This window comes from uncultured Psychrobacter sp. (assembly GCF_947488565.1).
Classification (GTDB): Bacteria; Pseudomonadota; Gammaproteobacteria; order Pseudomonadales; family Moraxellaceae; genus Psychrobacter; species Psychrobacter saeujeotis.
The window spans coordinates 135,210-160,085 of the sequence record NZ_CANKZC010000002.1; the positions used below are offsets into that span (position 1 = coordinate 135,210).

Annotated in this window: 22 protein-coding genes; 8 read left to right on the forward strand and 14 right to left on the reverse strand. The window is 43.0% G+C overall.

What is annotated here, in order from left to right:
- Positions 1–37: 37 nt before the first annotated feature.
- On the reverse strand, positions 38–1,015 hold the full coding sequence (locus tag Q0890_RS04820; protein WP_299218195.1) for a glutamate/aspartate ABC transporter substrate-binding protein: 978 nt from the start codon (positions 1,013–1,015) through the stop codon (positions 38–40).
- A gap of 316 nt (positions 1,016–1,331) precedes the next feature.
- Between Q0890_RS04820 and Q0890_RS04825 the strand changes: the two genes are divergently transcribed.
- Complete coding sequence (locus Q0890_RS04825; protein WP_299218197.1) at positions 1,332–2,309, forward strand: Hsp33 family molecular chaperone HslO; 978 nt, start codon at positions 1,332–1,334, stop codon at positions 2,307–2,309.
- Positions 2,310–2,413: 104 nt separating this feature from the next.
- Here the strand turns inward: Q0890_RS04825 and Q0890_RS04830 are convergent, their stop codons facing one another.
- The 9 genes from Q0890_RS04830 to Q0890_RS04870 all read right to left on the reverse strand — a co-directional run bounded on the left by Q0890_RS04830 (position 2,414) and on the right by Q0890_RS04870 (position 11,442).
- Entirely contained in the window at positions 2,414–3,907 is a 1,494-nt protein-coding gene (locus Q0890_RS04830; protein ID WP_299218199.1) for an alpha/beta fold hydrolase, read from the reverse strand.
- A 183-nt stretch (positions 3,908–4,090) separates the two neighbouring features.
- Positions 4,091–4,831 carry a fumarylacetoacetate hydrolase family protein gene (locus Q0890_RS04835; RefSeq protein WP_299218201.1) on the reverse strand — a complete coding sequence of 247 codons (741 nt, stop codon included), beginning with the start codon at positions 4,829–4,831 and terminating at the stop codon, positions 4,091–4,093.
- Between the two features lie 146 nt (positions 4,832–4,977).
- Complete coding sequence (locus Q0890_RS04840; RefSeq protein WP_299218972.1) at positions 4,978–5,703, reverse strand: ABC transporter permease; 726 nt, start codon at positions 5,701–5,703, stop codon at positions 4,978–4,980.
- 13 nt (positions 5,704–5,716) lie between these two features.
- Positions 5,717–6,436 carry an ABC transporter permease gene (locus Q0890_RS04845; RefSeq protein ID WP_299218202.1) on the reverse strand — a complete coding sequence of 240 codons (720 nt, stop codon included), beginning with the start codon at positions 6,434–6,436 and terminating at the stop codon, positions 5,717–5,719.
- A gap of 424 nt (positions 6,437–6,860) precedes the next feature.
- Positions 6,861–7,733 (reverse strand): ABC transporter substrate-binding protein, encoded by an 873-nt coding sequence (locus Q0890_RS04850; protein ID WP_299218974.1) that lies wholly within the window; start codon positions 7,731–7,733, stop codon positions 6,861–6,863.
- Between the two features lie 97 nt (positions 7,734–7,830).
- Positions 7,831–8,772, reverse strand: a complete 942-nt coding sequence (locus tag Q0890_RS04855; protein WP_299218204.1) for a transporter substrate-binding domain-containing protein — start codon at positions 8,770–8,772, stop codon at positions 7,831–7,833.
- 32 nt (positions 8,773–8,804) lie between these two features.
- Positions 8,805–9,605, reverse strand: coding sequence for a transporter substrate-binding domain-containing protein (locus tag Q0890_RS04860; protein WP_299218206.1), 801 nt, complete (start codon positions 9,603–9,605; stop codon positions 8,805–8,807).
- A gap of 348 nt (positions 9,606–9,953) precedes the next feature.
- A complete protein-coding gene (locus Q0890_RS04865; RefSeq protein ID WP_299218208.1) occupies positions 9,954–10,751 on the reverse strand; it encodes an ABC transporter ATP-binding protein in 798 nt (265 codons plus the stop codon).
- Positions 10,752–11,085: 334 nt separating this feature from the next.
- The gene (locus Q0890_RS04870) at positions 11,086–11,442 is read right to left on the reverse strand and encodes a hypothetical protein (protein ID WP_299218210.1); all 357 of its coding nucleotides are present in this window, start codon (positions 11,440–11,442) and stop codon (positions 11,086–11,088) included.
- Between the two features lie 452 nt (positions 11,443–11,894).
- Here Q0890_RS04870 and Q0890_RS04875 point away from each other — a divergent pair, with 452 nt between their 5' ends.
- The 6 genes from Q0890_RS04875 to Q0890_RS04900 all read left to right on the forward strand — a co-directional run bounded on the left by Q0890_RS04875 (position 11,895) and on the right by Q0890_RS04900 (position 16,765).
- Complete coding sequence (locus tag Q0890_RS04875) at positions 11,895–13,196, forward strand: glutamate-5-semialdehyde dehydrogenase (RefSeq protein ID WP_299218212.1); 1,302 nt, start codon at positions 11,895–11,897, stop codon at positions 13,194–13,196.
- A 201-nt stretch (positions 13,197–13,397) separates the two neighbouring features.
- Positions 13,398–13,655 carry a cold-shock protein gene (locus tag Q0890_RS04880; RefSeq protein WP_299218214.1) on the forward strand — a complete coding sequence of 86 codons (258 nt, stop codon included), beginning with the start codon at positions 13,398–13,400 and terminating at the stop codon, positions 13,653–13,655.
- Between the two features lie 33 nt (positions 13,656–13,688).
- Complete coding sequence (locus Q0890_RS04885) at positions 13,689–14,165, forward strand: ribonuclease domain-containing protein (RefSeq protein WP_299218216.1); 477 nt, start codon at positions 13,689–13,691, stop codon at positions 14,163–14,165.
- A 1-nt stretch (position 14,166) separates the two neighbouring features.
- Positions 14,167–14,511, forward strand: coding sequence for a barstar family protein (locus tag Q0890_RS04890; RefSeq protein ID WP_299218218.1), 345 nt, complete (start codon positions 14,167–14,169; stop codon positions 14,509–14,511).
- 88 nt (positions 14,512–14,599) lie between these two features.
- A complete protein-coding gene (gene gltS / locus Q0890_RS04895) occupies positions 14,600–15,874 on the forward strand; it encodes a sodium/glutamate symporter (RefSeq protein ID WP_299218220.1) in 1,275 nt (424 codons plus the stop codon).
- Positions 15,875–16,066: 192 nt separating this feature from the next.
- Complete coding sequence (locus Q0890_RS04900) at positions 16,067–16,765, forward strand: zinc transporter (protein ID WP_299185689.1); 699 nt, start codon at positions 16,067–16,069, stop codon at positions 16,763–16,765.
- Between the two features lie 216 nt (positions 16,766–16,981).
- Here Q0890_RS04900 and glyA read toward each other — a convergent pair whose 3' ends face one another.
- From glyA to Q0890_RS04915, 3 genes are all read right to left on the reverse strand, one after another.
- Complete coding sequence (glyA, locus tag Q0890_RS04905) at positions 16,982–18,238, reverse strand: serine hydroxymethyltransferase (protein ID WP_299218222.1); 1,257 nt, start codon at positions 18,236–18,238, stop codon at positions 16,982–16,984.
- Positions 18,239–18,554: 316 nt separating this feature from the next.
- A complete protein-coding gene (locus tag Q0890_RS04910) occupies positions 18,555–19,058 on the reverse strand; it encodes a chorismate lyase (RefSeq protein WP_299218224.1) in 504 nt (167 codons plus the stop codon).
- Positions 19,059–19,124: 66 nt separating this feature from the next.
- Positions 19,125–20,465, reverse strand: coding sequence for a GNAT family N-acetyltransferase (locus Q0890_RS04915; RefSeq protein WP_299218226.1), 1,341 nt, complete (start codon positions 20,463–20,465; stop codon positions 19,125–19,127).
- Between the two features lie 720 nt (positions 20,466–21,185).
- Here Q0890_RS04915 and Q0890_RS04920 point away from each other — a divergent pair.
- A complete protein-coding gene (locus Q0890_RS04920) occupies positions 21,186–23,405 on the forward strand; it encodes an NADP-dependent isocitrate dehydrogenase (protein ID WP_299218227.1) in 2,220 nt (739 codons plus the stop codon).
- Positions 23,406–23,546: 141 nt separating this feature from the next.
- Here Q0890_RS04920 and icd read toward each other — a convergent pair whose 3' ends face one another.
- The gene (gene icd, locus Q0890_RS04925; RefSeq protein WP_299218229.1) at positions 23,547–24,806 is read right to left on the reverse strand and encodes an NADP-dependent isocitrate dehydrogenase; all 1,260 of its coding nucleotides are present in this window, start codon (positions 24,804–24,806) and stop codon (positions 23,547–23,549) included.
- Positions 24,807–24,876: the final 70 nt, after the last annotated feature.

Sequence of the window (24,876 nt, forward strand, 5' to 3'; positions counted from 1 at the left end):
TAAGCGCATGAGTCGGCTATAGTGAGGGACAAATGTCTTATTGTGCAGCGTCTTGTGGCTGAGCACTATCGTGCGGGTTAGCAATTAAAGCCTTTAAGTTGTCTGACATCTCAAAGTTGAGATTGACGTTTTTCGGTGGAATAGGGTTTAAGAACCACTTATCATAGATGCTGTTAATCTCACCTGAGCTAAAGGTATTAGCAAGCGCCTCATCGACCACCGCTTTAAACTCAGGGTCGTCTTTACGCATCATACAGCCGTAGATTTCAAACGACTGTGGTTCACCTACGATGACCCATTCATCAGGATTTTTGGCTTTGGCTTTTTCGCCAGCGAGCAGTACATCATCCATCATAAAGGCATCGGCACGGCCGTTCTCTAACATCAAGAAACCTTCACCATGATCTTTTGCGGAGATGACGTTGGTGTCCATATTGTTTTCATCATTGTATTTGCGAATGTAGCGCTCTGAGGTCGTACCGGCCGTAGTAACTAAGGTTTTACCTTTTAAGTCTTCAAAATCTTGAATGCCAGAGTCAGTTTTGGTTAACAAGCGCGTCCCAATCTCAAAAAAGCCATTAGAGAACGCAACTTGTTTTTGGCGCTCCTCATTGTTGGTCGTTGAGCCACACTCAAAGTCTACCGTACCGTTTTGTACTAGTGGGATACGAGTTTGTGAAGTGATAAGATTATAACGGACGTTTAAATCTGGCATGTTTAGCTTTTGCTTGACCGCTTCGACAACTTTCATCTCTAAATCGTGTGCATAGCCCATTGGCTGGTTGGGATCATCAGCGATATAAGAAAATGGAATTGAGGAGTCACGATAACCGACGACGATAGTGCCAGAATCTTTTATTTTTTGTAGGGTACCACTAGCACTCGCGGCAGTTTCCGTCGTAGCAGCATCATCTGCTGGAGCTTCGCTGGTCGTTTGATTACTGTTATTACAGCCAGCTAAGCCAAACGCCATAGCAGCAACTAGTGTTAGAGGTTTTGAGAGCGAGTAAGCCATAAGATACATCCTTTTATCAAATTAGTACAAATAGTGAAAACTCTGAACATTGTTTATCCTACTGTCCAGCATCCTTGCTGTTACTTTCAGTTATCATAGAGCAACTTAATGTTACTGTACAATACTTTTAACACTCTTAATAGACTTTTTTGCGTATATTCATAATATCTCATGTATTGCAACAAAACTCGTATCAGCACATAAAGTCTCTATTGGAACACTATGACTTAAACTTGATTATCATGCTTGTGGCGTTGTTGATAATTTACCAATAATCCCCATAAAGTTAGCAACTTCTTAATCTTACTAACGACTTATGACTCAAACCAATCACAATACTCAAGTAACGACGGCTAATACGGCTTGTACCAATAACGACGTACGCCAGCGCTTTTTTATTCAAGACTCACCTGTACGTGGTGATGTCGTTCGTCTATCACGTAGTTATGCCAGTACTATCGCTCAAAAGCCCTACCCTGAAGCGATTAAGCGCTTGCTAGGTGAGATGCTAACGGCGGCCAGTTTGCTTATTGGTACTGTCAAAATAGACGGCCGCTTATCTATTCAATTACAATCATCAGACAGTGGTAGTTTGCTAAATTGGGCAATGGCTGAATGTGATCAAAACGGTATTATTCGTGCACTTGCCAGCTGGAAAGCTGATACAGATGAGCAAGTACAAGCATGGGAAAACATGACCTGTGCTAATGAAGCCTTCGCTGAGCTTGGGGCTATGGGTCAAGGTGTGTTATTTATTAATATTCAGCCCGATGGCGGTGAGGCGTATCAAGGTATCGTTGAGCGTAGCCATGACAATTTGGCTGACTGCTTGGCCCATTATCAAAAGCAGTCTGCACAAATTCCAACGCTGATTAATTTGGCATCTGATGGCTTGCAAGCGGGTGGTATATTGGTACAAATGCTGCCTCGTACTGCTGAGGAAACCTATGAAGTAGAGCAAAACGAAGACGCGGGTATCGATGATGATTTGTGGACGCGTTTAAGTGTGTTGACTCGTACGGTCAAAGCCGAAGAGTTGACCACACTCGATACCAACGAAATCTTGTATCGTTTGTACAATGAAGAAAACGTCGTCGCCCCTGACCCTGTCGAGCTGGCCTTTGGCTGTACTTGTTCACGTAAAAAGTCAGAGATGGCGATTGAGCAAATCGGTGAAGCAGAAGCTTTGGATATTATTGAAGAGCAAGGCGGAACATTCGAGATGGATTGTGGATTCTGCGGTGAAATTTATAAATTTAACAAAGACGATATTACAGCGATATTTGCTGAGTAGTTATTATTAACTTGCTTTGTTTCATTTGAACTCATAATTGAAACCCTCAAGTGTAATGCTTGGGGGTTTTATTTTACTGGATGAATGTAGATAAAAAAATAAAACTACACCCTCACCTCGATATTTTCAGGATAAGAATGGATGCAAGTGCCAAGTACATCTCCGTCCTGATTAGCGCTACTCTGACCGTTATCCAGCAGCCATGCGACCACTTGTTTGTGCACTCTATCGTTATAAAGTAAATTGTAATGACTCACACCATAGAAAATAGCCTTGTGTCCTTCAGGTACTGACAAAGCATGCTCGCCATCATACTCCCCTAGCGCAGATTCTATCGTCACCAGACCATCGCCCAATAGGCTTGTCGCTCTAGAGTCATAATGAGCTTCAACCAGTGTGGCGGCGATAAAATACGTATTGACATGTAGCGGCAACCGCGCAGGATGATGGAACTCTTGCGGCAGTACACTGCGACCTTCTAAAGACATCCAGTCATCGTCACGAATACTACCATGACGCAAATCGATGATGCCTGTACTACGTAAATCACCCAACTTCGCAAGTGATCCTGCAAAAGGTAGTTTGGCGATCATATCTTGTACAAAATAGCCGATACGCTCTAGGCTTGCCCCATGATGCGGTGAACCAAGAGTAATCAAATTACCCACTCGCTTTACCCAATCAAAGCCTTGCTGTTTACCGTAAAACAAGGCACTACGAGCGACCAATCCGCCCATGCTATGTCCAACTAAGTCTATCTGACTGATGTTTGGATTATGTGCTACCAGCTCTTGTAGTACTTTGGAGAAGTTACGACCATTGAGCGAGATACGTCGTCCGGTATTGTAATCAAGATATAAAACGGTGGATTTAGGCAGACTGCGCTTAATATGTGCACCAAGGCTGTTTGGTTCAGATGGTTGCCAGCTTAAATGACTCATGCAAAGACCATGGCACAAGATAATAACGCGTCCTGATATTTCTTTGTTTTGCAGCTGTTCACTTCTTGGACGTGAGGCGCTATCGTATAAAATCATGGGAATCGCGAGGGGATTGTCATGATTGACCAGATGATCGCCCATCACGCCATTTAGGACGTTGATAAGCTGTTTAAAAGATTCTGGTAGCGGACGGGCGTCTTTTTGACTAATTACGTTTTTATACAATCGCAGTGCCAATGCTAGATTATTGCCAACCAAGGATGCTACCCGGCGTACCGCCCTATAGATTCGACCGGTGAGACCACGTTGCCATTTACTGACATTGCTTTCATTAAAACGCCCCAAAGGACGTAAAACAATCTCACGGTGAATAGCTTCAACAATATCAGTTACCTCCACCACTCCCATTGTAGCAAGCTGTGCTAACCCCTCAAAAAAGTCGCTTAAAGATATAGGATTATATGCAATGGTGGTTCTATTATCGTTTGCCTGTAATTCTATTGCGTCATCGATATAGATATATTCAAGCTTAGCCAGCTCTTCATATAGGTCACCTTGGAACCTTGAGCTAGTATCAGAGCCAGAGCTTATATTAGGCTCAAGCTTATTTTTGGCAAATAAATTGTGAATCGAATCGATAGAATCTAGATTGTTCATAGTTTTGATATATCTGGTGACAAGAGTACCTATTCATAGTATCTGCTATGTCAGATAAACAAAACCTCTATCCTGTCACATAAGATTACTGTGCTCATTTTCAATATAAAATCCCAAGCATTGGCTTGGGATTTTTTATTTTCAGACATCAAATTTTTATTTAAGCTTATATTTAGAGTAACACTATTGCACTCGCGCCTGCCACTCATGCGCGCCCAATACCAATTTTAACTCATCGCCTGCATGCAAGATACCAACGCCACTTGGGGTGCCGGTCATAATCACATCACCTGCTTGCAAACTAAAAGCATGGCTAATCTCGGCAAGTAACTCATAAACAGGGAATAGCATCAGCGCGCTATTACCGTCTTGCTTAAGCTCGTCATTAATATAAAGCTGGTAATGCACATCGCTACAGTCACCAAATGCCAGCGGATCAATCCAGTCAGCAAACACACATGCGCCATCAAAGCACTTTGCCCGCTCCCATGGATGGCCTTGTTCTTTGAGCTCACTTTGTAAGTCTCGCAAAGTCAAATCTAGTCCTAGCGTGACTGCTTCAATTAAACCAGTCGTACTGACAACCTCTTCTAACGAAGCTGACTTTAAATCCTTGCCCAAACGAATACAGAATTCTGCTTCGTAATGTACTGGATATACTTTTTTGCGGGGTGTATCACGGACACTACTAGGAATAACGTCTGATAAAGAGATAATACTTGAAGCAGGCTTGATAAATAGTAATGGACGCGTTGGAACAGCATTGCCAAGCTCAGCGGCGTGAGCGGCATAATTGCGACCGACGCAGACGACTTTGCCTATCAAATGACGCTTGTTTTGGTTGCTGTTATCATCGTCTATGCTAAACTCATTAGCCTCTCTAACGATGTCATTAATCAAAGAAACATGGGGAGATTCAGTCATAATGCGTTCTCACTATAAAAGGAAGTCATACGAGCATTTACCAAGTAACTTTCATCACTATTTTTCATTATTATCTTTTAGTAGCGGTCAATCAACCGCTCTATCGTAATGTCTGATCATCTATGTAATAAAAACATGGTCCTATATCATGGGATAGTACGTGTCACGACATCTGGTGGTACGTAGCTGGTATGACGATTCATACGTTTTTCAAACCTGCCAAAAACGAATAAAATTACCCATGATAATAGTAAGTAAACAATACCTGCAGCGAAGAATAACTCCATCAAAGTATAAGTACGAGCACTAATAGTACGGGCTACCCCAGTGATATCCATCAGCGCAATCGTTGAGGCTAAGGCACTACCCTTAAGCATAAAAATCACTTCGTTACTATACGCTGGAATCACAATACCAAATGCTCGCGGCAAAGTAATACGGGTGAGCTTTTGCCATTTTGACATGCCGATCGCATCGGCCGCTTCAAGCTCACCGACTGGGATGGTCTGAATGGCTCCGCGAATAATTTCGGCAAGATACGCACTCGTATTCATCGTAAACGCGATAATGGCGCACCAATAAGCTTGGCTAAGTACTGGCTCCCACAAGAACGAATCACGTACGGCTTCAAACTGGCCAAGACCATAGTAAATCAAGAATATCTGTACCAGTAGCGGCGTACCACGAAAGAAGAAGATATACAAAAAAGGTATAATCTGTACCAACCAGCTTTTGGACAATCTTAATAACGCTAAAACCAAGCCTAAAAATAGCCCAATGATGCCTGAGACTACCACCAGTTGCACGGTCAACACTGCACCGCCCAATAAATCTGGGATATGATCAAAAATAACCTGCCAATTCCAATCCATGAGTATCTCTCCTCTACCCTGTGGTCGATTGACGGCTAAGCTTCTTTGCATAGCGTGCTGCTGGGTTTGCACGCCATTCAAGCCACATCATAAAGCCAGTTATGAGCATCGTCAGCCCCAAATAAATAATCGCTGCTGCCATATAAAACGTAAAAGGCTGCTGGGTTGACTGAGCGGCGCGCGATGACTGATACATAATATCTTTAAGACCAATGACTGATACCAAAGCGGTATCTTTGAGCAGTACCAAAAATAAATTACCCAAACCTGGTAGGGCAATCTGCCACACTTGCGGTAAAGTAATCCGATAAAACGTCTGAAGAGGACGCATGCCAACCGCTTGAGCCGCCTCACTTTGACCTACTGGAATCTCCTGAATGGACATCCGTAAAATCTCGGTCGCATATGCACCAAAGGCAATAGACAAGGCCATGACCCCGCCCCAAAATGCACTGATCTCAATATAGTCATTATAACCAAAATTTTTGAGTACACTCATGAGCAATATGGAGCCGCCATAATATATGAACAGTACCAATAGTAGCTCGGGGATACCGCGCATCGTGGCTGTATAAACAGTCGCAATTTTACGTAGTATCCAAACCTTGGACAGCTTAGCAGTCGCACCCAAAAGCCCGAGGACCATGCCTATAATTAAGCTGGTCAAAGCAAGCTTGATAGTGACGGTTGCGCCGCTCAGTAAGAGCGCGCCAAATCCTTGTAAGTCAAACACAGTTGTCCACTCAGTCTCTTTATATTAGCCAGTTAGCAGAATGTTAGTTAAAGAATCCGTATCAATCGTCTTATATCTTCTAGAACAATGACAAATGTCGCCTTGTACAGAGACGACGATTGATTGACTCGGTAGAAATGCGCCGTGATTTTATCATAATCGGCAAGCTCTATGTTACTGCTCATAAGCAAAACCTGTCTATAAATGAACATTGCTATTGTCAAAACCCCTACTATTAGGATAAATTTGGCAAGACTGTATAGTCAATTTACAGTTGTCTTTCTTATCTAGCAGATACGAAAGCCGACATTACGATAGAAAACATTGACAAAATAAAAAGGATATCACCGGTCTGGCAATATCCTTTTGACTAATAAGGTAAGTATTTTGAGGTTGGTTTATAGATCATTACACTAGAACACCTCTATTGAGCAGTAGTATCTGCGATAGGTTCATCGGTTACCACAATTGGTATAGCAAAGTACTTTTGATTGAGCTTATCATAAGTACCATCAGCTTTTAGATTCTTTAATGATTGATTAATTTTTGCTTGCAGATCATCGCCAGGACGCACGGCGATTGCAAAGTTGTCATCGATATCGATCTCTTCCCCTTTGACTACATAGCCGCTACCTGATGGTGAGCTTAACCATTCTAGCGCTGGTAGCTTATCAGATATCATCGCATCAACGCGGCCTGACCCTAAGTCCAAAAACGCATTGCTCAAAGTATCATATAACTTCATATTTGCTTTTGGATAAGTCTCCTCTAACCACTGTGAAGAGATGGTCGAGCGCTGGGCGGCAATAGAATGGGCATCGATATCACTACTCAGACTTGGATCAAAGCCACTGTCTTGTTTGGCCAAAAACACCAAAGTATTGCTAAAATAAGGATCAGTAAAGCTGACTTGCTGCGCGCGCTCTGGCGTTATAGACATCGCAGCTACAATCGCATCATACTTGCCAGCCTTCAGGCCAGGAATGATACCGTCCCAATCTTGCGCCGTAATCTCACAGGTGACTTGCATATCCGCACAAATGGCATTGGCCATATCGACATCGAAACCGCCGAGTGTCCCATCTGCATTGGTATAGTTAAAAGGCGCATAAGCACCTTCGGTACCAATACGTAGCACCTCACCTGACTCAGCCGCTGCCGTAGTCTCATCAGCTGTTGCATTAACGTTCTCAGCACTGTCTTGGCTATTACTACAACCAGCTAACGTAAACGCTGCCACCATAGCCAATGAAGGAGCTAGTAAACGATTCACTCTAGTCGATCTCACAACAGACATATTCGCCATTACGATCGCGGAGACAAAATGGTTGCTCATAATCATCCTTGATATTTACTAAAGACCAACAGCCTAGGTTTTACTCATTAAAGCGCTATTAATTAGTCGCCGCTTCTGTTTGCTCTTCTTCAGCAATCATAGCATTGGCATCGACGCCCTCTTCGTCCACGACAACGACTTTTTCAACACCGCCGGTGGTTGTCGCTTGTTGGGCTGCAGCGGTTGTGCTGGTACCAAAGTAGCTACCAGTGATCTGATCATAGACACCATTAAACTTTAGCTCAGCCAACGCTTCATTGAACCTGGCAACTAGAGGATCACCTTTACGAAAGGCAATACCCATTGCATCTTCTTCAGTACTAATCTCTTGACCTTTGACTTCATAGTCTTGACCAGCTTCAGTCTTTAACCAATCAATGCCAGTCACTTTATCTGACATCATCGCACGTACACGACCTGAAGTTAGGTCTAGATAGGCATTGTCTTGAGTGTCATAAAGCTTGATGTCAGCATCAGGGTATTCGTCTTGCAGGTACTGTGACGAGACCGTTGAGCGCTGCGAAGCTACAGGCTGCCCTTTTAGGTCAGCAACACTGATGTCATCGCCTTTTTTACCGATTAAGATAATACCAGTGTGAAAGTACGGATCCGTAAAATCTACCACTTCTTTACGCTCAGGTGTGATCGACATACCAGCGATAATCGCATCGAATTTTTGTGCATTGAGCCCAGGAATAAGGCCGTCCCAATCCTGAGAGATTACCTCACACTCAGCTTGCATTTGCGCACATAACGCATCGACCAGTTCAATCTCATAACCGATAAGCTTGCCATCAGCATCTGTGTAGCTAAACGGCTTATAACTTGATTCGGTAGCGATTTTTACATTAATAGGCGCGTCAGAAACTGCTGTATCAGAGGCAGCGCTCTCTTCTGGTGCAGTACTATTGTTGCAGCCAGCCAGCATCAACATAGCAGCGCTAAGCGGTGCCAACCATTTGGCTTTATTTACGATTGATGATGTCATAGATATTGTCATAATTGCTACTCTCTTATTTCTAAAATAGATTTTTATTGACCAAAGTTTTCTTGTTCAAGACGAGCAAGCTCACCGTTGCTGCGGATCTCACTCAACGCCTTATTGAAGTCATCTTTAAGAGAGTCGTTTTTACGTACAGCGATAGCAATATTGTCGTCATTATCTATCTCATCGCCAACAATACCAAAGCCTTCAGGGTTATCTGCTAACCACGATTTGGCAGATACTTTTTCGGCCAATACTGCATCACTACGACCAGATTTTAGGTCTAGGTAGGCATTATCATAGTTATCATATAATTGAACCGTATTACCGTCTTTACCTTCATAATTGTCCTGCAAATAAGCACCTGGAGTCGTTGAACGTTGACCGCCCAACGTCAGGTTTTGCATTGCCATTGGATCAAAACTGCCAGTCGTATCGGTCAGCCATACCATGGTATTAGCAAAGTAAGGCTCAGTGAAATCGACCTTTTCTTGACGCTCGGGAGTAATCGACATACCTGCGACCACAGCATCATACTTTTGAGCCAATAGACCTGGAATGATACCGTCCCAATCTTGCGCGACGATTTCACAGTTGGCTTGCATCTGCTCACACAAAGCATTGGCAACATCGACATCAAATCCTGCCAAGCTACCGTCAGCATTAGTATAGTTAAAAGGAGGGTAAGCGCCCTCAGTTGCGATACGAATCGTCTTACCAGCCGCGTCCGCTGCCGGTGCATCAGCGTTAGTATCAGCGGCCTCGTTGGCAGGTTGACTACAGGCACTAAGTGCAATGGCCGCGGTGATGGTCATTGATGACCACAATAGGCGAGAGTTCGACATCATACGTTCCTCATTTTTTAATAAAATTTTGATAAAGATTTGTGCAGTTTTAACGTCTGACATCCTTGCCAGATGTAAATACAATAACAAGTATTGACATTTTATGGACAACTCGATAATACCTCACTCAAATATCAAAAACAAACGTTTTGCATATTGACTGTTATTATCGAGCAATAAAGCATCAAATGAGGATAAAATACATGCCTGATGTTCGTTTGACATCGCCACTATCTAACACTGTCAGAATGACAACATCAAATAGTGGTCAGGTGATTGATTGTCTGAAAAGTTAAGACATAAGGTTAAAAAATAGCGTGATGGATAATAGATGATGGGTATTTTTAATAATTAATTTTGATTGTGCGATGCCATAAACTCTTTGACTCGCTCTGAGGTAGGGTTGTCAAATACTTGCTCAGGTGTGCCTATCTCTTCAATCACACCTTGATGCAAAAACACCACTTTGTTTGAAACTTCACGAGCAAAGCGCATCTCATGGGTGACAATTAACATTGTACGCCCCTCCTCTGCTAAGTCGCGCATAACAGTCAGCACTTCATTGACCAGCTCAGGATCAAGTGCAGAAGTCGGCTCATCAAATAATAATACACGCGGCTGCATCGCAAGTGCACGAGCGATCGCAACCCGTTGACGCTGACCGCCGGATAAGTTGGCAGGATAAGCGTCTTTTTTGTCAAGCAAACCAACTTTATCTAGCAGTTTTTCTGCATCGATAATGGCCTGCTCTTTTTTGATTTTTAATACCTGTGTTGGCCCTTCGATGATGTTTTGAAGGATGGTCTTATGCGGCCATAAATTAAAGTTTTGAAAAACAAAACCCACACGAGCCCGTAAGCTATCAAGCTGTTTATTATCTACCGCCTGCATCTCGCCTGACTTGGTTGGCTTTAGCATAAGCGCTTCATTACCAATGCTTATATGCCCTTGTGTTGGTTTTTCAAGTAGATTAATACATCGTAGTAAAGTCGATTTACCAGAGCCAGAAGATCCTAAGATAGAGATCACATCACCATCATAGGCAGTCAACGATACACCTTTGAGCACAGCCAATGAGCCGAAGCTTTTATGAAGATCTTGTAACTCTAAGGCAATAGGGCGAGTCGAGTTTGCGGCAGTCTCAAGCATGGGTCGGTAGATTTCCAATAAAAATAAATAAAGGGAGAAGCGTAATAATGACTTAAAATGATGCTAATAAGTTTTATAGGGCGTTTGCGCCACATTGTCGCCTAAAACAAGACCAAAAGGCAAACTTTCTATCTATTTTTTGTGCTTGATACCTCTTGCTTCTTTACCCTTTTTTCCACAAAAACAGCTCAGACAGCGTTAGCACATCTGAGCTTACCTATAATGTTACTGTTTTTATATAAAACTGGTAATAGTCAGCTTAAATGATAGTCAGTTTATAGGCTTATCAACAGCCAGTCTGTAAGCTTATTAATAGTAATTTAAGAGATTAAAATTAGTAGGTTGATACATGCTCTTCTGATTCGCTACCGTCTAATATCTCAGCGTCGTCCGTCACTTCAGACTCATCAACCGTAGCAACGGCGACATCATCATTCACCATAGGATCATCAGAGATATCTGCACTGTTGACTCCTTCTGTGACTTGCTCGACATCATCAACACTAGTAGCATCTTGCTCTACTTCTACTTGCGCATCCATAGCTGTTTCGTCTTCACTCATAGGTGCTTCTTTATCTGCACAAGCACCCAATGTTAAAGCCGCTGCTGCTAAAGAAGCGTAAAGCCACTTTTTATGCATAGGTTTGTGAGTGGTCGTATCTGAGGTAGTCATATCTTTAATAGTATTCATCTGAACTCTCCGTCGCTTAATAGGCATAATGGGATAAAAAAATTTTCTAAACCCACTTAATGGATATTGAGTTTAGGGAATGTCTGGTTATTTAGTACTCAACTATACTGATAACTGTTTGTCACTACCTTAGTATTTACAGCACAGTTATGTTAAAAGTGCGTAACCGCGTACGTATTAAGTTTTTTATATGATTATTTTGAGTTAACAGACTTACGAATAGACAATATTTTGATTTAAATCTTATATTTATAAAGGCTGGCAAAGGCATTGTAAGTGACAAAAATTGCTGAGTAAAAGCAGATACTGTTCACAAATTCATCTTTACTATCGATGGTAACTCCTCTATGTTAAATAGCATCAAGTTGTGAAGGCGAAAAAACGTAAATTCTCGCCAATGACAACCTCTTATTAGTGAAAAACTCTCATCTACACACACAAGGAACCTTTCTATGAGTCAATCAAATACCGCAGATGTCGCTACTTACATGCAACAAGTCGGCAAACAAGCTCGTACAGCGTCGCGTACGCTTGCCGCTGCCAATACTGGCGATAAAAATTCAGCATTGATAGCGATTCATGATGTATTAGTTGATAACAAACAAGATATTTTATCTGCTAACAAAATCGATATGGATAATGGTCAAAAAAACGACCTTGAAGCAGCACTTTTAGATCGCTTAGAGCTCAACGAAGATCGCTTTGAGGGCATGCTTCAAGGTCTAAAAGATGTCGCAGCCCTACCTGATCCTATCGGCGAGGTCACCGATATGACCTATCGCCCATCTGGTATTCACTTAGGTAAAATGCGCGTGCCACTTGGCGTTGTTGGCATGATTTATGAGTCACGCCCAAACGTTACTTTAGAAGCTGCTTCATTGGCCCTAAAATCAGGTAACGCCATTATTCTACGCGGCGGCTCTGAAGCCTTTGAATCCAATCAAGCAATCGCTAAATGTATCCACCAAGGCCTAAAAAAAGCGGGCCTCTCTGAGCATAGCGTACAAGTACTGCAAACCACAGATCGCGCTGCCGTTGGCGAGCTTATTACTATGACAGAATACGTCGATGTCATTGTACCGCGTGGCGGCAAAGGCTTGATTGCTCGTATTAGTAATGATGCCAAAGTACCTGTCATCAAACACTTAGATGGTAATTGCCATACCTTTATCGATAGCGACGCTGATTCAAAAATCGCCATCGATGTCAGCGTCAATGCAAAAACCCATCGCTATGGCACATGCAACACGATGGAGACGTTATTGCTCGATGACACGATTGCAGATGAGCTATTACCAAAGATTGCTGAAGCTATCGTGCAAGCTGATGACGCCATGCAACTACGTCTCGATGACAAGGCGCAAGCTCTCTTAAAGGACAATGCCAAGCTTGAGGGTCATCTATCGTCTGCAACCGATGAGGACTGGGATACCGAATATCTAGCGCCTATCTTAGCGATTAAAATCGTGGCAGGCATCGATGAAGCCATTGAACATATCAACACCCATGGCAGCCATCATACCGATGTCATCATTACTGATAACTATACTAAGTCGCAGCGCTTTATTCGTGAAGTGGATTCAGCAAGTGTCATGATTAATGCTTCTAGTCGTTTCGCAGATGGTTTTGAGTATGGCTTGGGCGCAGAGATTGGCATTTCAACCGATAAGATTCACGCGCGTGGCCCGGTAGGACTCGAAGGCCTAACCTCACAGAAGTGGATCGTCTATGGACATGGTGAGACACGTGCTTAACTTGTTGTCTCTTGTTAATTTTTACTCCTTAACCTACCACTTATGACCTAACCTCAAGTATAATCCACAAAAAACGTCAGCCCCATTGCTGGCGTTTTTTTATTGAGGGTAAATGGGTCATAAAAATTCGCTTTCTCAATGAAAACCATGATAAAGATCAGGTTGCAACATAACGAAAACATTATATAGGAACATGATCTCATGCAAAGTGGCAAAATCAAGCACTATAGCTCAGATAAAGGCTATGGCTTTATCGATGTTGATGAGCAAAATGAAGAGGTCTTCTTCCATGTCAGTAACGTCAGGTTGTCGCAGCCAATCACTGTAGGTCAACGAGTCTATTTTAATAGCGAACGTAACCATAAAGATCAATTGCGAGCAACTGAGGTTACGGATGCTTCGTTGAGTATCGAAGAGAGTTCCGCCAAAGTAAATCACGCCTCAATACGTTCAAACTAAAGTTATCAGAACGGCAGTCAGAGACTATGTGACGTGAATAGCCGTGACGTGAATAGCCGTAACAATAATAGTAACTCTAATAGGCAGAACAAAAAAAGCTGGAAATCGACTGCTCTTAGCGTACTTGTTCTTATTGCCATCATATTCTTTGGCTATACAGAATTAAAGCCGGCGTTACTCGGTGATGCTCCATCTAATACTACGTCAACCTCTTCTTATGTTGAGATAGAGACAAACGCTGTCACTGGCGACCCTCAGATAGACCAAACAGTCGCGCTGATTCAACAAGGTGGGCCTTTTCCATATCCGAATAAAGACGGTACTACCTTTTATAACCGTGAAGGCAGACTGCCTGCCCAGTCCCAAGGCTACTACCGCGAGTACACCGTACCTACGCCTGGGGTGTCTCATCGAGGAGCGCGGCGTATTGTCACTGGTGGCAATCCTCCTACCGTCTATTATTTGACCATAGATCATTACGATAGCTTTCGAAAGCTTAAGGTAAACTGATATGAGCCAAGCCATTTATTTTGTTGATCAAAGCAATGCAGCACTAAGTGACAGCATTCCTAAACAGGCTGTTAGTATCTCAATCGGTAAAACGCTTGATAAAAACACCCTTTTGACCAGCTTAGCCAAGGCATGCAATTTTCCTAGCTACTTTGCTCATAACTGGGACAGTGCGTGGGATTGTTTGACAGACAGTAAAGTTGCATATCTAGCGCTTAATTTGGCTGCGGTAGAGAACATAAACACTGAGGACTTTAACGTTTTTAAAGGCATTATTGAAGATGCCTATAAGGACTTCGGCAAGCCGCAACTTTGGGTGACTATGCCGACAAGAGACAAGGATTAGTCGCTAATTATCACGAGACCTAAATTTGAGATAAATATAATTTTGTTTCAAATTTGGGTTAATTTATATTTAGAGAAAGGATTGAAGTATGGAAATTACTTTAAATGGCTATTACACCTTGATACTAGCCACTTTAGTACTACTGCTAGGGCGGTTTTTGGTTAAAAATATCAAGTTTTTAGAAAACTTTAATATTCCAGAACCAGTTGCAGGTGGTTTGGTCGCTGCAGTCGTTGTTTATATATTAAATATATTTTGGGGATTTAGCTTTAACTTTCACCAAGGATTGCAAACGGCGACCATGCTGATGTTCTTTGCCTCTATCGGTCTGAGCGCTGACTTTAGTAAGCTTAAAGCAGGTGGTACGCCGTTATTGATTTTCACCATTGTGGTGTCCGTTTTTATTATCTTGCAAGACATCGTCGGCGTTGCGATGGCAAGCGCTCTTGGACTTGACCCTCTACTTGGGCTGGTCACCGGTTCTATCGCGCTGACTGGTGGACATGGAACGGCCGGTGCTTGGGGCATTACTTTAGAGGAGCAATATGGCGTGGTCGGTGCAACGACTCTAGGTATCGCTGTTGCAACTTACGGCTTGGTCGCAGGCGGCGTAGTCGGTGGGCCTGTGGCTCGTCGGTTGATTCAAAGGCTTGGTATAGAGCCAACTCCCTACAATCAAAGTCCAAGTGATATCGAAAAGGTAACAGGCGCGCAGTCACTATATAGTACCAAGCACGACGAAGACGACATCTTAAATGACAAAGAAATCTTTGAAAGACCTGACCACATTCGTCTTATTACTGCGTCCTCTACTATCGAAACTTTGGCACTGTTCGCCGGTGCGTTGGCGTTTGCAGAGACCATGACATTGGTTGCAGCTGATACGTGGTTTGAGTTGCCTACCTTCGTTTGGGCGCTGGCAGGCGGTGTGATTATTCGCAACGTACTAACGATATTTTTTAACTTTGAGATGTTTGACCGTGCCATTGATGTATTAGGTAACGCCTCTTTGAGCCTGTTTTTGGCCATGGCATTGTTGTCACTAAAACTATGGCAGCTGACTGACTTAGCAGGTCCTGTACTGGTTATCTTAATCGTACAAACGGTGATTATGATTATCTATGTGTACCTAGTCACCTTTAAGATAATGGGCAAAAACTACGATGCCGCTGTCTTATCAGCAGGACATTGTGGTTTTGGTATGGGGGCAACGCCGACTGCGATTGCCAATATGCAGGCGGTCACCGATCGCTACCTACCTTCGTATAAGGCGTTTTTGATTGTGCCGATGGTTGGTGCCTTCTTTGTCGATATTGTCAACGCCACGGTATTGCAGATATTCGTTAATTTACCGTTTATGTAGAAACAAGACTTTTTAGACCAGTTTTAGTAATAATTAAAGCCCCAACTACACTTCGGTTAGTTGGGGTTTTTGGTTGGCGTGTTTACTGATCTCATAGATTAAAGAACAAACCTTGCGTTTTGTTACGCAACTTCTAATGACACCAAAACCATAAGCCGTTATCAATGGTGTATAAAAATATTGAGGTAAATTATGTTAGTGTTTGCAGTAATCATTGTTGTCTCAGGCGCCCTTATCGTCGGGGCGCTTTGGGGGTTGTATGGACGACTACCTAGCTGGCTTGAAGGCAACTTGCTGGCGGTCGCAGGTGGGGCACTGACGATATCAGTGGTCATCGAGCTATTACAACCAGCCGTGACTGATAGCGGAGTTTGGATCACAGCGGCTTTCACTTTACTAGGCGCTATCGTATTTACAGGTATTGACTACTTGATTGATGAAAAACTCAACTCGGAGGGCGGTGGTGGTCTATTGGCTGCCATCACACTTGACGGGGTGCCTGAAAATCTGGCGCTAGGCGTATCACTCTTAAGCGGTAACGTAATGCAAGTCGCTGCATTGGCAGGCTCTATCTTGTTGTCCAATCTTCCAGAAGCGGCGGGCGGTGCCAAAGAGATGCGTAAAAATGGCAAAAGTAACAAGAAAGTACTTATGCTTTGGATCGGTGCCGCTGTTTTATTATCGCTTGCGGCTATCTTAGGTAAGGTGCTGCTCAAAGGCGTTGATGAAGAGATTATTAGTGCTATCGATTGTTTCGCTGCTGGCGCTGTTATTGCCTCTTTAGCGACTGAGGTGTTCCCCACTGCCTTTAAACGCGGCAACCACTGGGCAGGTATCAGTGCGAGTGTTGGCCTGATACTGGCGTTGGCCTTAAACCAGCTTGGTGGTTAATCTGTTTGGTATGGCTGATACGTTGGCTGCCTAATCTCCGTGTACTATAGTTCTGAACACTATGACCAAATCATCGATGACCCAAAGACTCGACTGAGAAGTTCACCATAAAAATACCGACTTTTTTATAACAAGAAAAAACCGCCCAGCCTAAGCTGAGCGGTTTTTATTTTACTCAACGCTAAATAAGCGCTAGCTAAAATTAAAAGAACTGGCTTACTGGTTTTTTTCGTAAACTGGTAGCTCTTTACAGATAGCTTCTACTTTGCCACGTATGTCAGCCAAGACTTTTTCATCACCGCGGCTGTCTAGCACATCGCAGATCCAACCAGCCAAATCACTAGCTTGTGCTTCATTAAAGCCGCGCGTAGTAATCGCTGGCGTACCGATACGGATACCAGATGTGACGAACGGAGATTTTGGATCATTTGGTACAGCGTTTTTGTTCACAGTGATATGCGCATCGCCAAGCCATTTATCCGCTTCTTTACCCGTCATTTCTTGCTTAACCAAGCTAATCAGCATTAGATGGTTTTCAGTACCACCAGAGATAATTTCATAACCACGCTCTTGGATAACTTTAGCCATTGCTTGGGCGTTTTTGACGACTTGCTGCTGATAGGTTTTGAAGTTGTCTTCTAGCGCCTCTTTAAAGCAAATCGCTTTGCCCGCGATGACATGCATGAGCGGGCCTCCTTGGTTGCCTGGGAATACCGCAGAATTAAGCTTTTTCGCAAGCTTCTCATCACGAGCCAAAATCATACCTGAGCGCGGGCCACGTAAGGTTTTGTGCGTCGTCGTCGTCACTACATCAGCAAATGGTACTGGGCTTGGGTAAACGCCGCCAGCGATAAGACCAGCCACGTGTGCCATATCTACTAATAGATATGCGCCTACTTCGTCGGCGATTTCACGGAAACGTGCCCAATCTACAATCTGTGAGTATGCTGAAAAGCCAGCAATAATCATCTTAGGCTTGTGCTCTTTTGCCAAACGCTCAACTTCATCATAATCGATAAGTCCAGTGCCCTCAACCAAACCGTACTGTACGGCGTTGTAATTAAGGCCTGAAAAGTTAATATGCGCGCCATGGGTTAAGTGACCACCCGCGTCTAGGCTCATGCCTAGTACCGTGTCGTTAGGCTCAAGCAATGCTAAAAAGACGGCTGAGTTTGCTTGGCTACCTGAATGCGGCTGTACGTTGACATATTCAGCACCGAACAACTCTTTTGCGCGATCAATAGCCAATTGCTCAACGACATCGACGTGCTCACAGCCACCGTAATAACGCTTGCCTGGATAGCCTTCGGCGTATTTATTGGTGAGATCTGTACCTTGCGCTTCCATCACAGCTTGCGAGCAATAGTTTTCTGACGCAATAAGCTCAATATGGTTTTCTTGACGTACACTTTCAGCTTCCATGGCTTTTGAAAGTTCTGGATCAAAATCCTTGATAGATATATCTTTAAACATATGTATGTCCTACGTATTGACTATTATTAAAAAGGCGTTGTTAGAAAAAAGAAGCCTAGAGTCGGCGCCTCGATATCAGCAACAAGTTTTGATGTACTTCTGCACTTAGCGTATCGCTATGGGCAAGTGTAACATGAAATTTTATGTTATGAACGCAAAAAACCCTTACCTTAAGCCAAGCGAATTAGATGGTTTTATAGCGTCAATAAATGGCCAATAAAATAAGCTTTTTTCTTATTTTAATACATGCCAGCACATGTTAAATACGTCATATCTAGCAATGTTGATCTAGCAAACCTACGATTATTAAAAACCCTCAAGCATCACTAGACAAAAATGCTGATAAAAAGGTTTCACTAATCAGTAATTTACGTCTATACCAGTCATAACACGTTTGACGTTGCCATCCATCGTCAGTTAAGCAGACAGAGCGCTTGTTAGGTAAAGTACGACTGCGTTTAAATAAGACATAGCCGATAGGAATACCTTTTAGTTGCTGCAGACGACGTGCACCCCCCTTTAGACTTGCTAAAGGAAAGACACTCTGCGCCTGTACCCAAGGCTTATCATCATTACCATACAACCGAACTTCGCGTACCCATGCTAGCATCGAACGATTAAGTGCTGAGTTATGCAGACCTAGTTGCCGCTTTTGGTGTAACGTAAGCAGCCGATAACCTTCAAAGCTACGCTCTACGCGTAATGGCTGCCCGGCTTTTTCTTCTAACATTGCAGTTAATGAGCCTTTGGCATTAAGCCATGGTAATAGCTCTATTGGCGGTGGCCAATTATTTAGACAATCATAGGGATAACTTGACATAATCACTGACTAAATATGAAGGGTAAAAAAAGAAAAACCAATCTTACTCATAACGCTCAAACCTTATCAATCATAATCAGTAAACTCTGGCATGTTATCAACATTAAATGGTAATGCATCGTGTGCTTGCTGACGATATCGCGCCATTTGTAGTCGATCTTTTGCGCAAAAGTCAGCAATCGCTGGTACAAAACGTGGATCATATATACGGTGTAATGAGTGTGTTTTAGTTGGAATAAATCCTCTGATAAGTTTGTGCTCACCTTGAGTACCGGGATCAAAATGCGTCAAACCTTGCTCAATGGCAAACTCAATGCCTTGATAATAGCACAGCTCAAAATGCAAACTGTCATACTCGCCAAGCGCACCCCAATAGCGCCCATATAAAGTTGCATTGTCGCTATGGGGTTTGTCGTATAAAAACAAGCTACTGGCAATAATCTCATCATTGGTATCGTAAGCTTGTACTAACAACAGACACTCAGGCATCTGTTTTGCTAATGCCATAAAAAATGCTTCTTTTAAGTATGGCTGCTGTCCGCGGACGGCATAGGTCATTACATAACAATGATAAAACGCCTTCCAATCCGCCTCAGTAATCTCATCTCCGCATTTACGAACGCAACGAATCCCCTGGGCAATTACTTTTCTACGCTCAGCACGAATATTTTTACGTTTTCTAGCCGTCAATGTCGTTAAGAACGCATCAAAGTCTGTAAACGCCTTGCCATCTTGCAGTAAATCCTTATTTTGCCATAAGAACTGGCAGCCTTGGCGCTCAAGGATAGGATTGTTTGCAGTAAGCGCCTCTACTTCAGTATGGGTTATTTGTGCCGGATCACTCACATTATGAGCAGGCATTGCGGCCGTCGTCAGCTTGGCCAATTCTGGCGTTACAAACAGTCCATGCCAGCTTGACGCTCCTACTTGCTGGGCAATGTCGTCTACTCCTGCCATAGCCGTTTTTACGATATTGGCATCAAGCGTCTCGCCAGCCGCCAACCATAAGCGCTGCCCAGTAATTGGGGTATAAGGAGAGCTTGTCACTAGGCGCGGATAATAGTCAAGACCATATTGCGCGTAGGCTTGCGCCCATGCATGATCAAACACAAACTCACCGCGATGATGATTTTTTACAAATACTGGCATGACGGCGACAGCTTGAGCGATATCTACTGGCTCTATGTCTACTGGTTCTATGATAGGATCGATCGTAGCTTTGTGGCCCACATCATCTGTACGATAAACCAAAACGAAAATAGGCAACCATCCTGCCTGCTCGCCAATGGCATGTGTATCTATCAATGCCTGCCAAAAGGCAAACGACATAAAAGGCGTATCAGGCAATTGCCAATCGACTTGACTCTGCCAACTTGTGTCTTTGAGTAGTGCATACTGTAAATTCATAATTCTCACATTGCGTTTTCTTTATGGTTTAGCGTATCAAACGTCAACTATTTTGCTGTCACAATTTGCAAAATATCCAATTAAAGCAAACAATAATGTTCAAAAAATTGAGCTTTATGCTCAACCAATACAAAAAGTCATCTACAACGCTGCAGATGACTTTACTTATTATGTTGTATAATTACAGCTAAGCAAGGCGTTTGCTACATAAACCACAGATATTTGCTTTATCGATTGGTTTTATAAATATACCAAAAAATTTGCCCCTAGATAATAGTTGCAAAAAACGTTAATTGCATGGAAAAGATGATATCAGTGTCGATGACTGGTAGAATAAAGCTGTTATTAGATTAATATAATTTAGATACATAGGATATGAGCAAAAACAGTACACTTAGTTCATTAAACAAGATTGACATTAAGCGAATTTATAGCGGATTAGTTATAATGTGCTGTCAATCAGTTACTTTTAAAAATGGTTTCTTTAGGGCAACCTTTTGAAATCTTATATTAACGCCTGTAAATGAATATGAGTAATAGAAAACTTTAAGCCGTTTCAACTTTTGGAACTGCATATAATGTACTGGTTATAGCCATATAGTTCGTTATCGCTTAGTAGCATTTAGCATTTAGCATTTAGCATTTAGCATTTAGCATTTAGCATTCAAAATAATACTAAGCCTTATTATTAACTACCGACTAAAGGATTACCCTACTAAAATGTCAAAAATTATTTATACAAAAACTGATGAAGCCCCAGCGCTGGCGACTCTGTCGTTCTTACCTATTGTTAAGGCTTTTACGCAGACGGCAGGGATTGCTGTTGAGACCAGCGATATCTCTGTTGCCGCCCGAGTATTGGCTGAATTTCCTGAATACTTAAATGAAGATCAACGTGTTCCTGACAATTTGGCTGAGCTTGGTCGTCTAACACAAGAACCTGACACCAATATTATCAAACTACCTAACATCAGTGCTTCTGTACAACAGCTTAAAGCTGTGATTAAAGAGCTACAAGGCAAAGGTTACGCGATACCTGATTTTCCAGAAGATCCTCAAACGGATGAAGAAAAAGAGCTGCGTAAGCGTTTTGGTAAAGCGCTCGGTAGTGCAGTAAACCCTGTACTGCGTGAAGGTAACTCAGATCGCCGGGCACCAAAGGCTGTCAAAAACTATGCTCGCAAACATCCGCACTCTATGGGTGAATGGAAGCAATGGTCAAGCACGCACGTATCGCACATGCATGGCGGTGACTTTTATGACGGTGAGCAGTCTATAACATTAGATAAAGCTCGCACTGTCCGCATGGAATTGTTGCTCGATGACGGCACTAAAAAAGTCTTAAAGCCTGAAATTGCGTTGCAAGACAAAGAAGTCATCGATTTGATGGTCATGAGTAAAGATGCCCTGCTAGAGTTTTATGAGCGTGAAATGGAAGACTGCCGCGAAGCTGGTATTTTGTTCTCATTGCACGTAAAAGCGACCATGATGAAGGTTTCTCACCCTATCGTCTTTGGTCATGCAGTAAGAATCTACTATAAGGAAGCCTTTGAAAAACATGGCGCGTGTTTTGATGAGTTAGGTATTAACGTTAACAACGGCATGGCTGATCTATACGACAAAATCTCAGTATTACCAGCATCAAAGCGTGAAGAGATTGAGCAGGACTTACATGCCTGTCAAGAGCATCGCCCGCGTCTGGCCATGGTCGACTCTGCAAAAGGTATTACCAACTTCCATTCTCCAAGCGACATTATCGTAGATGCTTCTATGCCTGCTATGATTCGTAATGGCGGTAAAATGTGGGGCGCCGATGGCAAATTATACGATTGCAAAGCCGTTATGCCTGAGTCTACTTTTGCTCGTATCTATCAAGAAATGATTAATTTTTGCAAATGGCATGGTAATTTTGATCCAACGACGATGGGTACTGTCCCTAACGTCGGCCTTATGGCTCAAAAAGCTGAAGAATATGGCTCGCACGATAAGACCTTTGAATCTAGCGATACCGGTATGGCACGTATTGTCGATATTGACACCGACGAAGTCTTGCTCGAAAAAGACGTCAAAAAGGGTGATATCTGGCGCATGTGTCAAACCAAAGACTTACCGATTCAAGACTGGGTGAAACTTGCTGTACGCCGCGCACGTGAATCAAATACGCCTGTTATCTTTTGGCTAGATCCATATCGTCCGCATGAAAACGAGCTCATCAAAAAGGTTAATATGTACTTAAAAGACCATGATACTGATGGCCTACATATTGAAATCATGTCACAAGTTCGTGCGATGCGTTATACCTTAGAGCGTGTAGCTCGCGGTCTTGATACCATTTCTGCGACTGGTAATATCTTACGTGACTATCTGACAGATTTATTCCCTATCTTAGAGTTGGGCACGAGCGCAAAAATGCTCTCAGTTGTACCTTTAATGAAGGGTGGCGGTCTGTTTGAAACGGGTGCCGGTGGTTCAGCTCCAAAGCACGTCGAGCAGCTGGTAGAAGAAAACCATTTACGCTGGGATTCGTTGGGTGAGTTTTTAGCCTTAACTGAGTCTTTGGAGCATTTGGCCAAAAACGATAACAATGCCAAAGCACAGGTATTGGCAGATACGCTTGATAAAGCGACAGAAAAGCTGTTATTGAATGATAAATCTCCATCGCGTAAAACAGGTGAATTGGATAACCGCGGTAGTCACTTCTATCTGGCTATGTACTGGGCAGAAGAGCTTGCCGCACAAGAACAAGACAGCGAGCTAAAAGAGAAATTCTCTAAATTTGCGCAAAGTCTTGAGAGTCAAGAAGACGCTATCGTTAAAGAGTTCAATGACGCTCAAGGTAAATCTGTAGATATCGATGGCTACTATTTTGCCGATGAAAAGTTGGCTGAGCAGGCAATGCGCCCTAGCACAACGTTCAACGAAGCTATCGATTCGTTATAAGTACGTGATTGGTTAAAGTAACAACACCCCAACGGTCTAAGATCGTTGGGGTGTTTTTTCGGTTTAAGAAATTAGTAAAACAAAGAAACACTATGTAGCGTTATAAGCAACGCAGGTTTAAAGCTGACGTTCCATGAAATTTTAAGCGTTCATATGCTTGATGACTGCTGTACCGAACTCCGAGGTACTCAGTAAGGTAGCCTTTGGCATCAAGCGCTCAAAATCATAAGTCACTGTCTTACTCGCAATCGCGCCTTTTATTCCTTCAATAATCAGGTCTGCTGCTTCAACCCAGCCCATATCACGTAACATCATCTCAGCTGACAGTATTAACGACCCTGGATTTACTTTGTTTTGACCTGCATACTTTGGCGCAGTACCATGAGTGGCCTCATAAACAGAAACAGCGCCGCCTTTGTTCGCGCCTGGTGCAATACCAATACCGCCCACTTCTGCTGCCAGTGCATCAGAGATATAATCCCCGTTTAAGTTTAGTGTTGCCACCACTGAGTAATCTGCAGGACGCATTAGTATTTGCTGCAAAAACGCATCAGCGATGACGTCCTTAATGACAATCTCGTTACCTGTTTTAGGGTTCTTCATCGTCATCCAAGGACCGCCATCTAACAACTCGGCGCCAAAACGCTCCGCAGCTAACTCATAGCCCCACTCTTTAAATGCACCTTCGGTAAACTTCATAATATTGCCTTTATGCACTAAGGTTACATTTGGCAAGTCATTATCGATAGCATGTTGAATGGCTTTGCGCACTAGGCGCTGTGTGCCTTCTTTTGATACAGGTTTGATACCGATACCGCAGTCTTCAGGGAAGCGTATCTTATCGACACCCATCTCATTTTGTAAAAAGTCGATGACCTTTTTGGCATCATTACTACCCGCTTTCCATTCAATACCAGCGTAGATATCTTCTGAGTTTTCACGGAAGATGACCATATTGGTCAATTCAGGATGTTGGACTGGACTTGGGACGCCCTCAAACCAACGTACTGGACGCTGACAGACGTATAAGTCAAGCTCTTGACGTACTGCAACATTTAATGAACGAAAACCGCCGCCAACTGGTGTGGTCAATGGACCTTTGATACTGATGACATAGTCTTTTAAAACATCTAATGTCTCGCTTGGCAAGTAATCACCTTCGTAGATTTTGGCAGCTTTTTCACCAAGGTAGGCCTCCATCCAAATGATTGATTTTTTGCCATGGTAGGCTTTGTCTACAGCAGCATTGACCACCTTTATCATGACAGGCGTGATATCTATACCGATACCATCACCTTCAACGTACGGAATAATTGGATTGTTAGGAACGTTTAACGACAAATCAGCGTTGACAGTCACTTTTTCACCATCTCTTGGTACGATAACTTTGTTATAAGACATAAATAAAATTCCTTGATTATATGTTAGGGTTCTCAGGCCCATTGATCACTTTGTTATGTGACAAATATTT

What these genes read in the sequence shown, in the direction of transcription:
- Q0890_RS04820 (WP_299218195.1), bottom strand. Translation starts at nt 1,015, where the DNA reads ATGGCTTACTCGCTCTCAAAACCTCTAACACTAGTTGCTGCTATGGCG.
- Q0890_RS04825 (WP_299218197.1), top strand. Translation starts at nt 1,332, where the DNA reads ATGACTCAAACCAATCACAATACTCAAGTAACGACGGCTAATACGGCT.
- Q0890_RS04830 (WP_299218199.1), bottom strand. Translation starts at nt 3,907, where the DNA reads ATGAACAATCTAGATTCTATCGATTCGATTCACAATTTATTTGCCAAA.
- Q0890_RS04835 (WP_299218201.1), bottom strand. Translation starts at nt 4,831, where the DNA reads ATGACTGAATCTCCCCATGTTTCTTTGATTAATGACATCGTTAGAGAG.
- Q0890_RS04840 (WP_299218972.1), bottom strand. Translation starts at nt 5,703, where the DNA reads ATGGATTGGAATTGGCAGGTTATTTTTGATCATATCCCAGATTTATTG.
- Q0890_RS04850 (WP_299218974.1), bottom strand. Translation starts at nt 7,733, where the DNA reads ATGTCTGTTGTGAGATCGACTAGAGTGAATCGTTTACTAGCTCCTTCA.
- Q0890_RS04855 (WP_299218204.1), bottom strand. Translation starts at nt 8,772, where the DNA reads ATGACAATATCTATGACATCATCAATCGTAAATAAAGCCAAATGGTTG.
- Q0890_RS04860 (WP_299218206.1), bottom strand. Translation starts at nt 9,605, where the DNA reads ATGATGTCGAACTCTCGCCTATTGTGGTCATCAATGACCATCACCGCG.
- Q0890_RS04865 (WP_299218208.1), bottom strand. Translation starts at nt 10,751, where the DNA reads ATGCTTGAGACTGCCGCAAACTCGACTCGCCCTATTGCCTTAGAGTTA.
- Q0890_RS04870 (WP_299218210.1), bottom strand. Translation starts at nt 11,442, where the DNA reads ATGAATACTATTAAAGATATGACTACCTCAGATACGACCACTCACAAA.
- Q0890_RS04875 (WP_299218212.1), top strand. Translation starts at nt 11,895, where the DNA reads ATGAGTCAATCAAATACCGCAGATGTCGCTACTTACATGCAACAAGTC.
- Q0890_RS04880 (WP_299218214.1), top strand. Translation starts at nt 13,398, where the DNA reads ATGCAAAGTGGCAAAATCAAGCACTATAGCTCAGATAAAGGCTATGGC.
- Q0890_RS04890 (WP_299218218.1), top strand. Translation starts at nt 14,167, where the DNA reads ATGAGCCAAGCCATTTATTTTGTTGATCAAAGCAATGCAGCACTAAGT.
- gltS (WP_299218220.1), top strand. Translation starts at nt 14,600, where the DNA reads ATGGAAATTACTTTAAATGGCTATTACACCTTGATACTAGCCACTTTA.
- Q0890_RS04900 (WP_299185689.1), top strand. Translation starts at nt 16,067, where the DNA reads ATGTTAGTGTTTGCAGTAATCATTGTTGTCTCAGGCGCCCTTATCGTC.
- glyA (WP_299218222.1), bottom strand. Translation starts at nt 18,238, where the DNA reads ATGTTTAAAGATATATCTATCAAGGATTTTGATCCAGAACTTTCAAAA.
- Q0890_RS04910 (WP_299218224.1), bottom strand. Translation starts at nt 19,058, where the DNA reads ATGTCAAGTTATCCCTATGATTGTCTAAATAATTGGCCACCGCCAATA.
- Q0890_RS04915 (WP_299218226.1), bottom strand. Translation starts at nt 20,465, where the DNA reads ATGAATTTACAGTATGCACTACTCAAAGACACAAGTTGGCAGAGTCAA.
- Q0890_RS04920 (WP_299218227.1), top strand. Translation starts at nt 21,186, where the DNA reads ATGTCAAAAATTATTTATACAAAAACTGATGAAGCCCCAGCGCTGGCG.
- icd (WP_299218229.1), bottom strand. Translation starts at nt 24,806, where the DNA reads ATGTCTTATAACAAAGTTATCGTACCAAGAGATGGTGAAAAAGTGACT.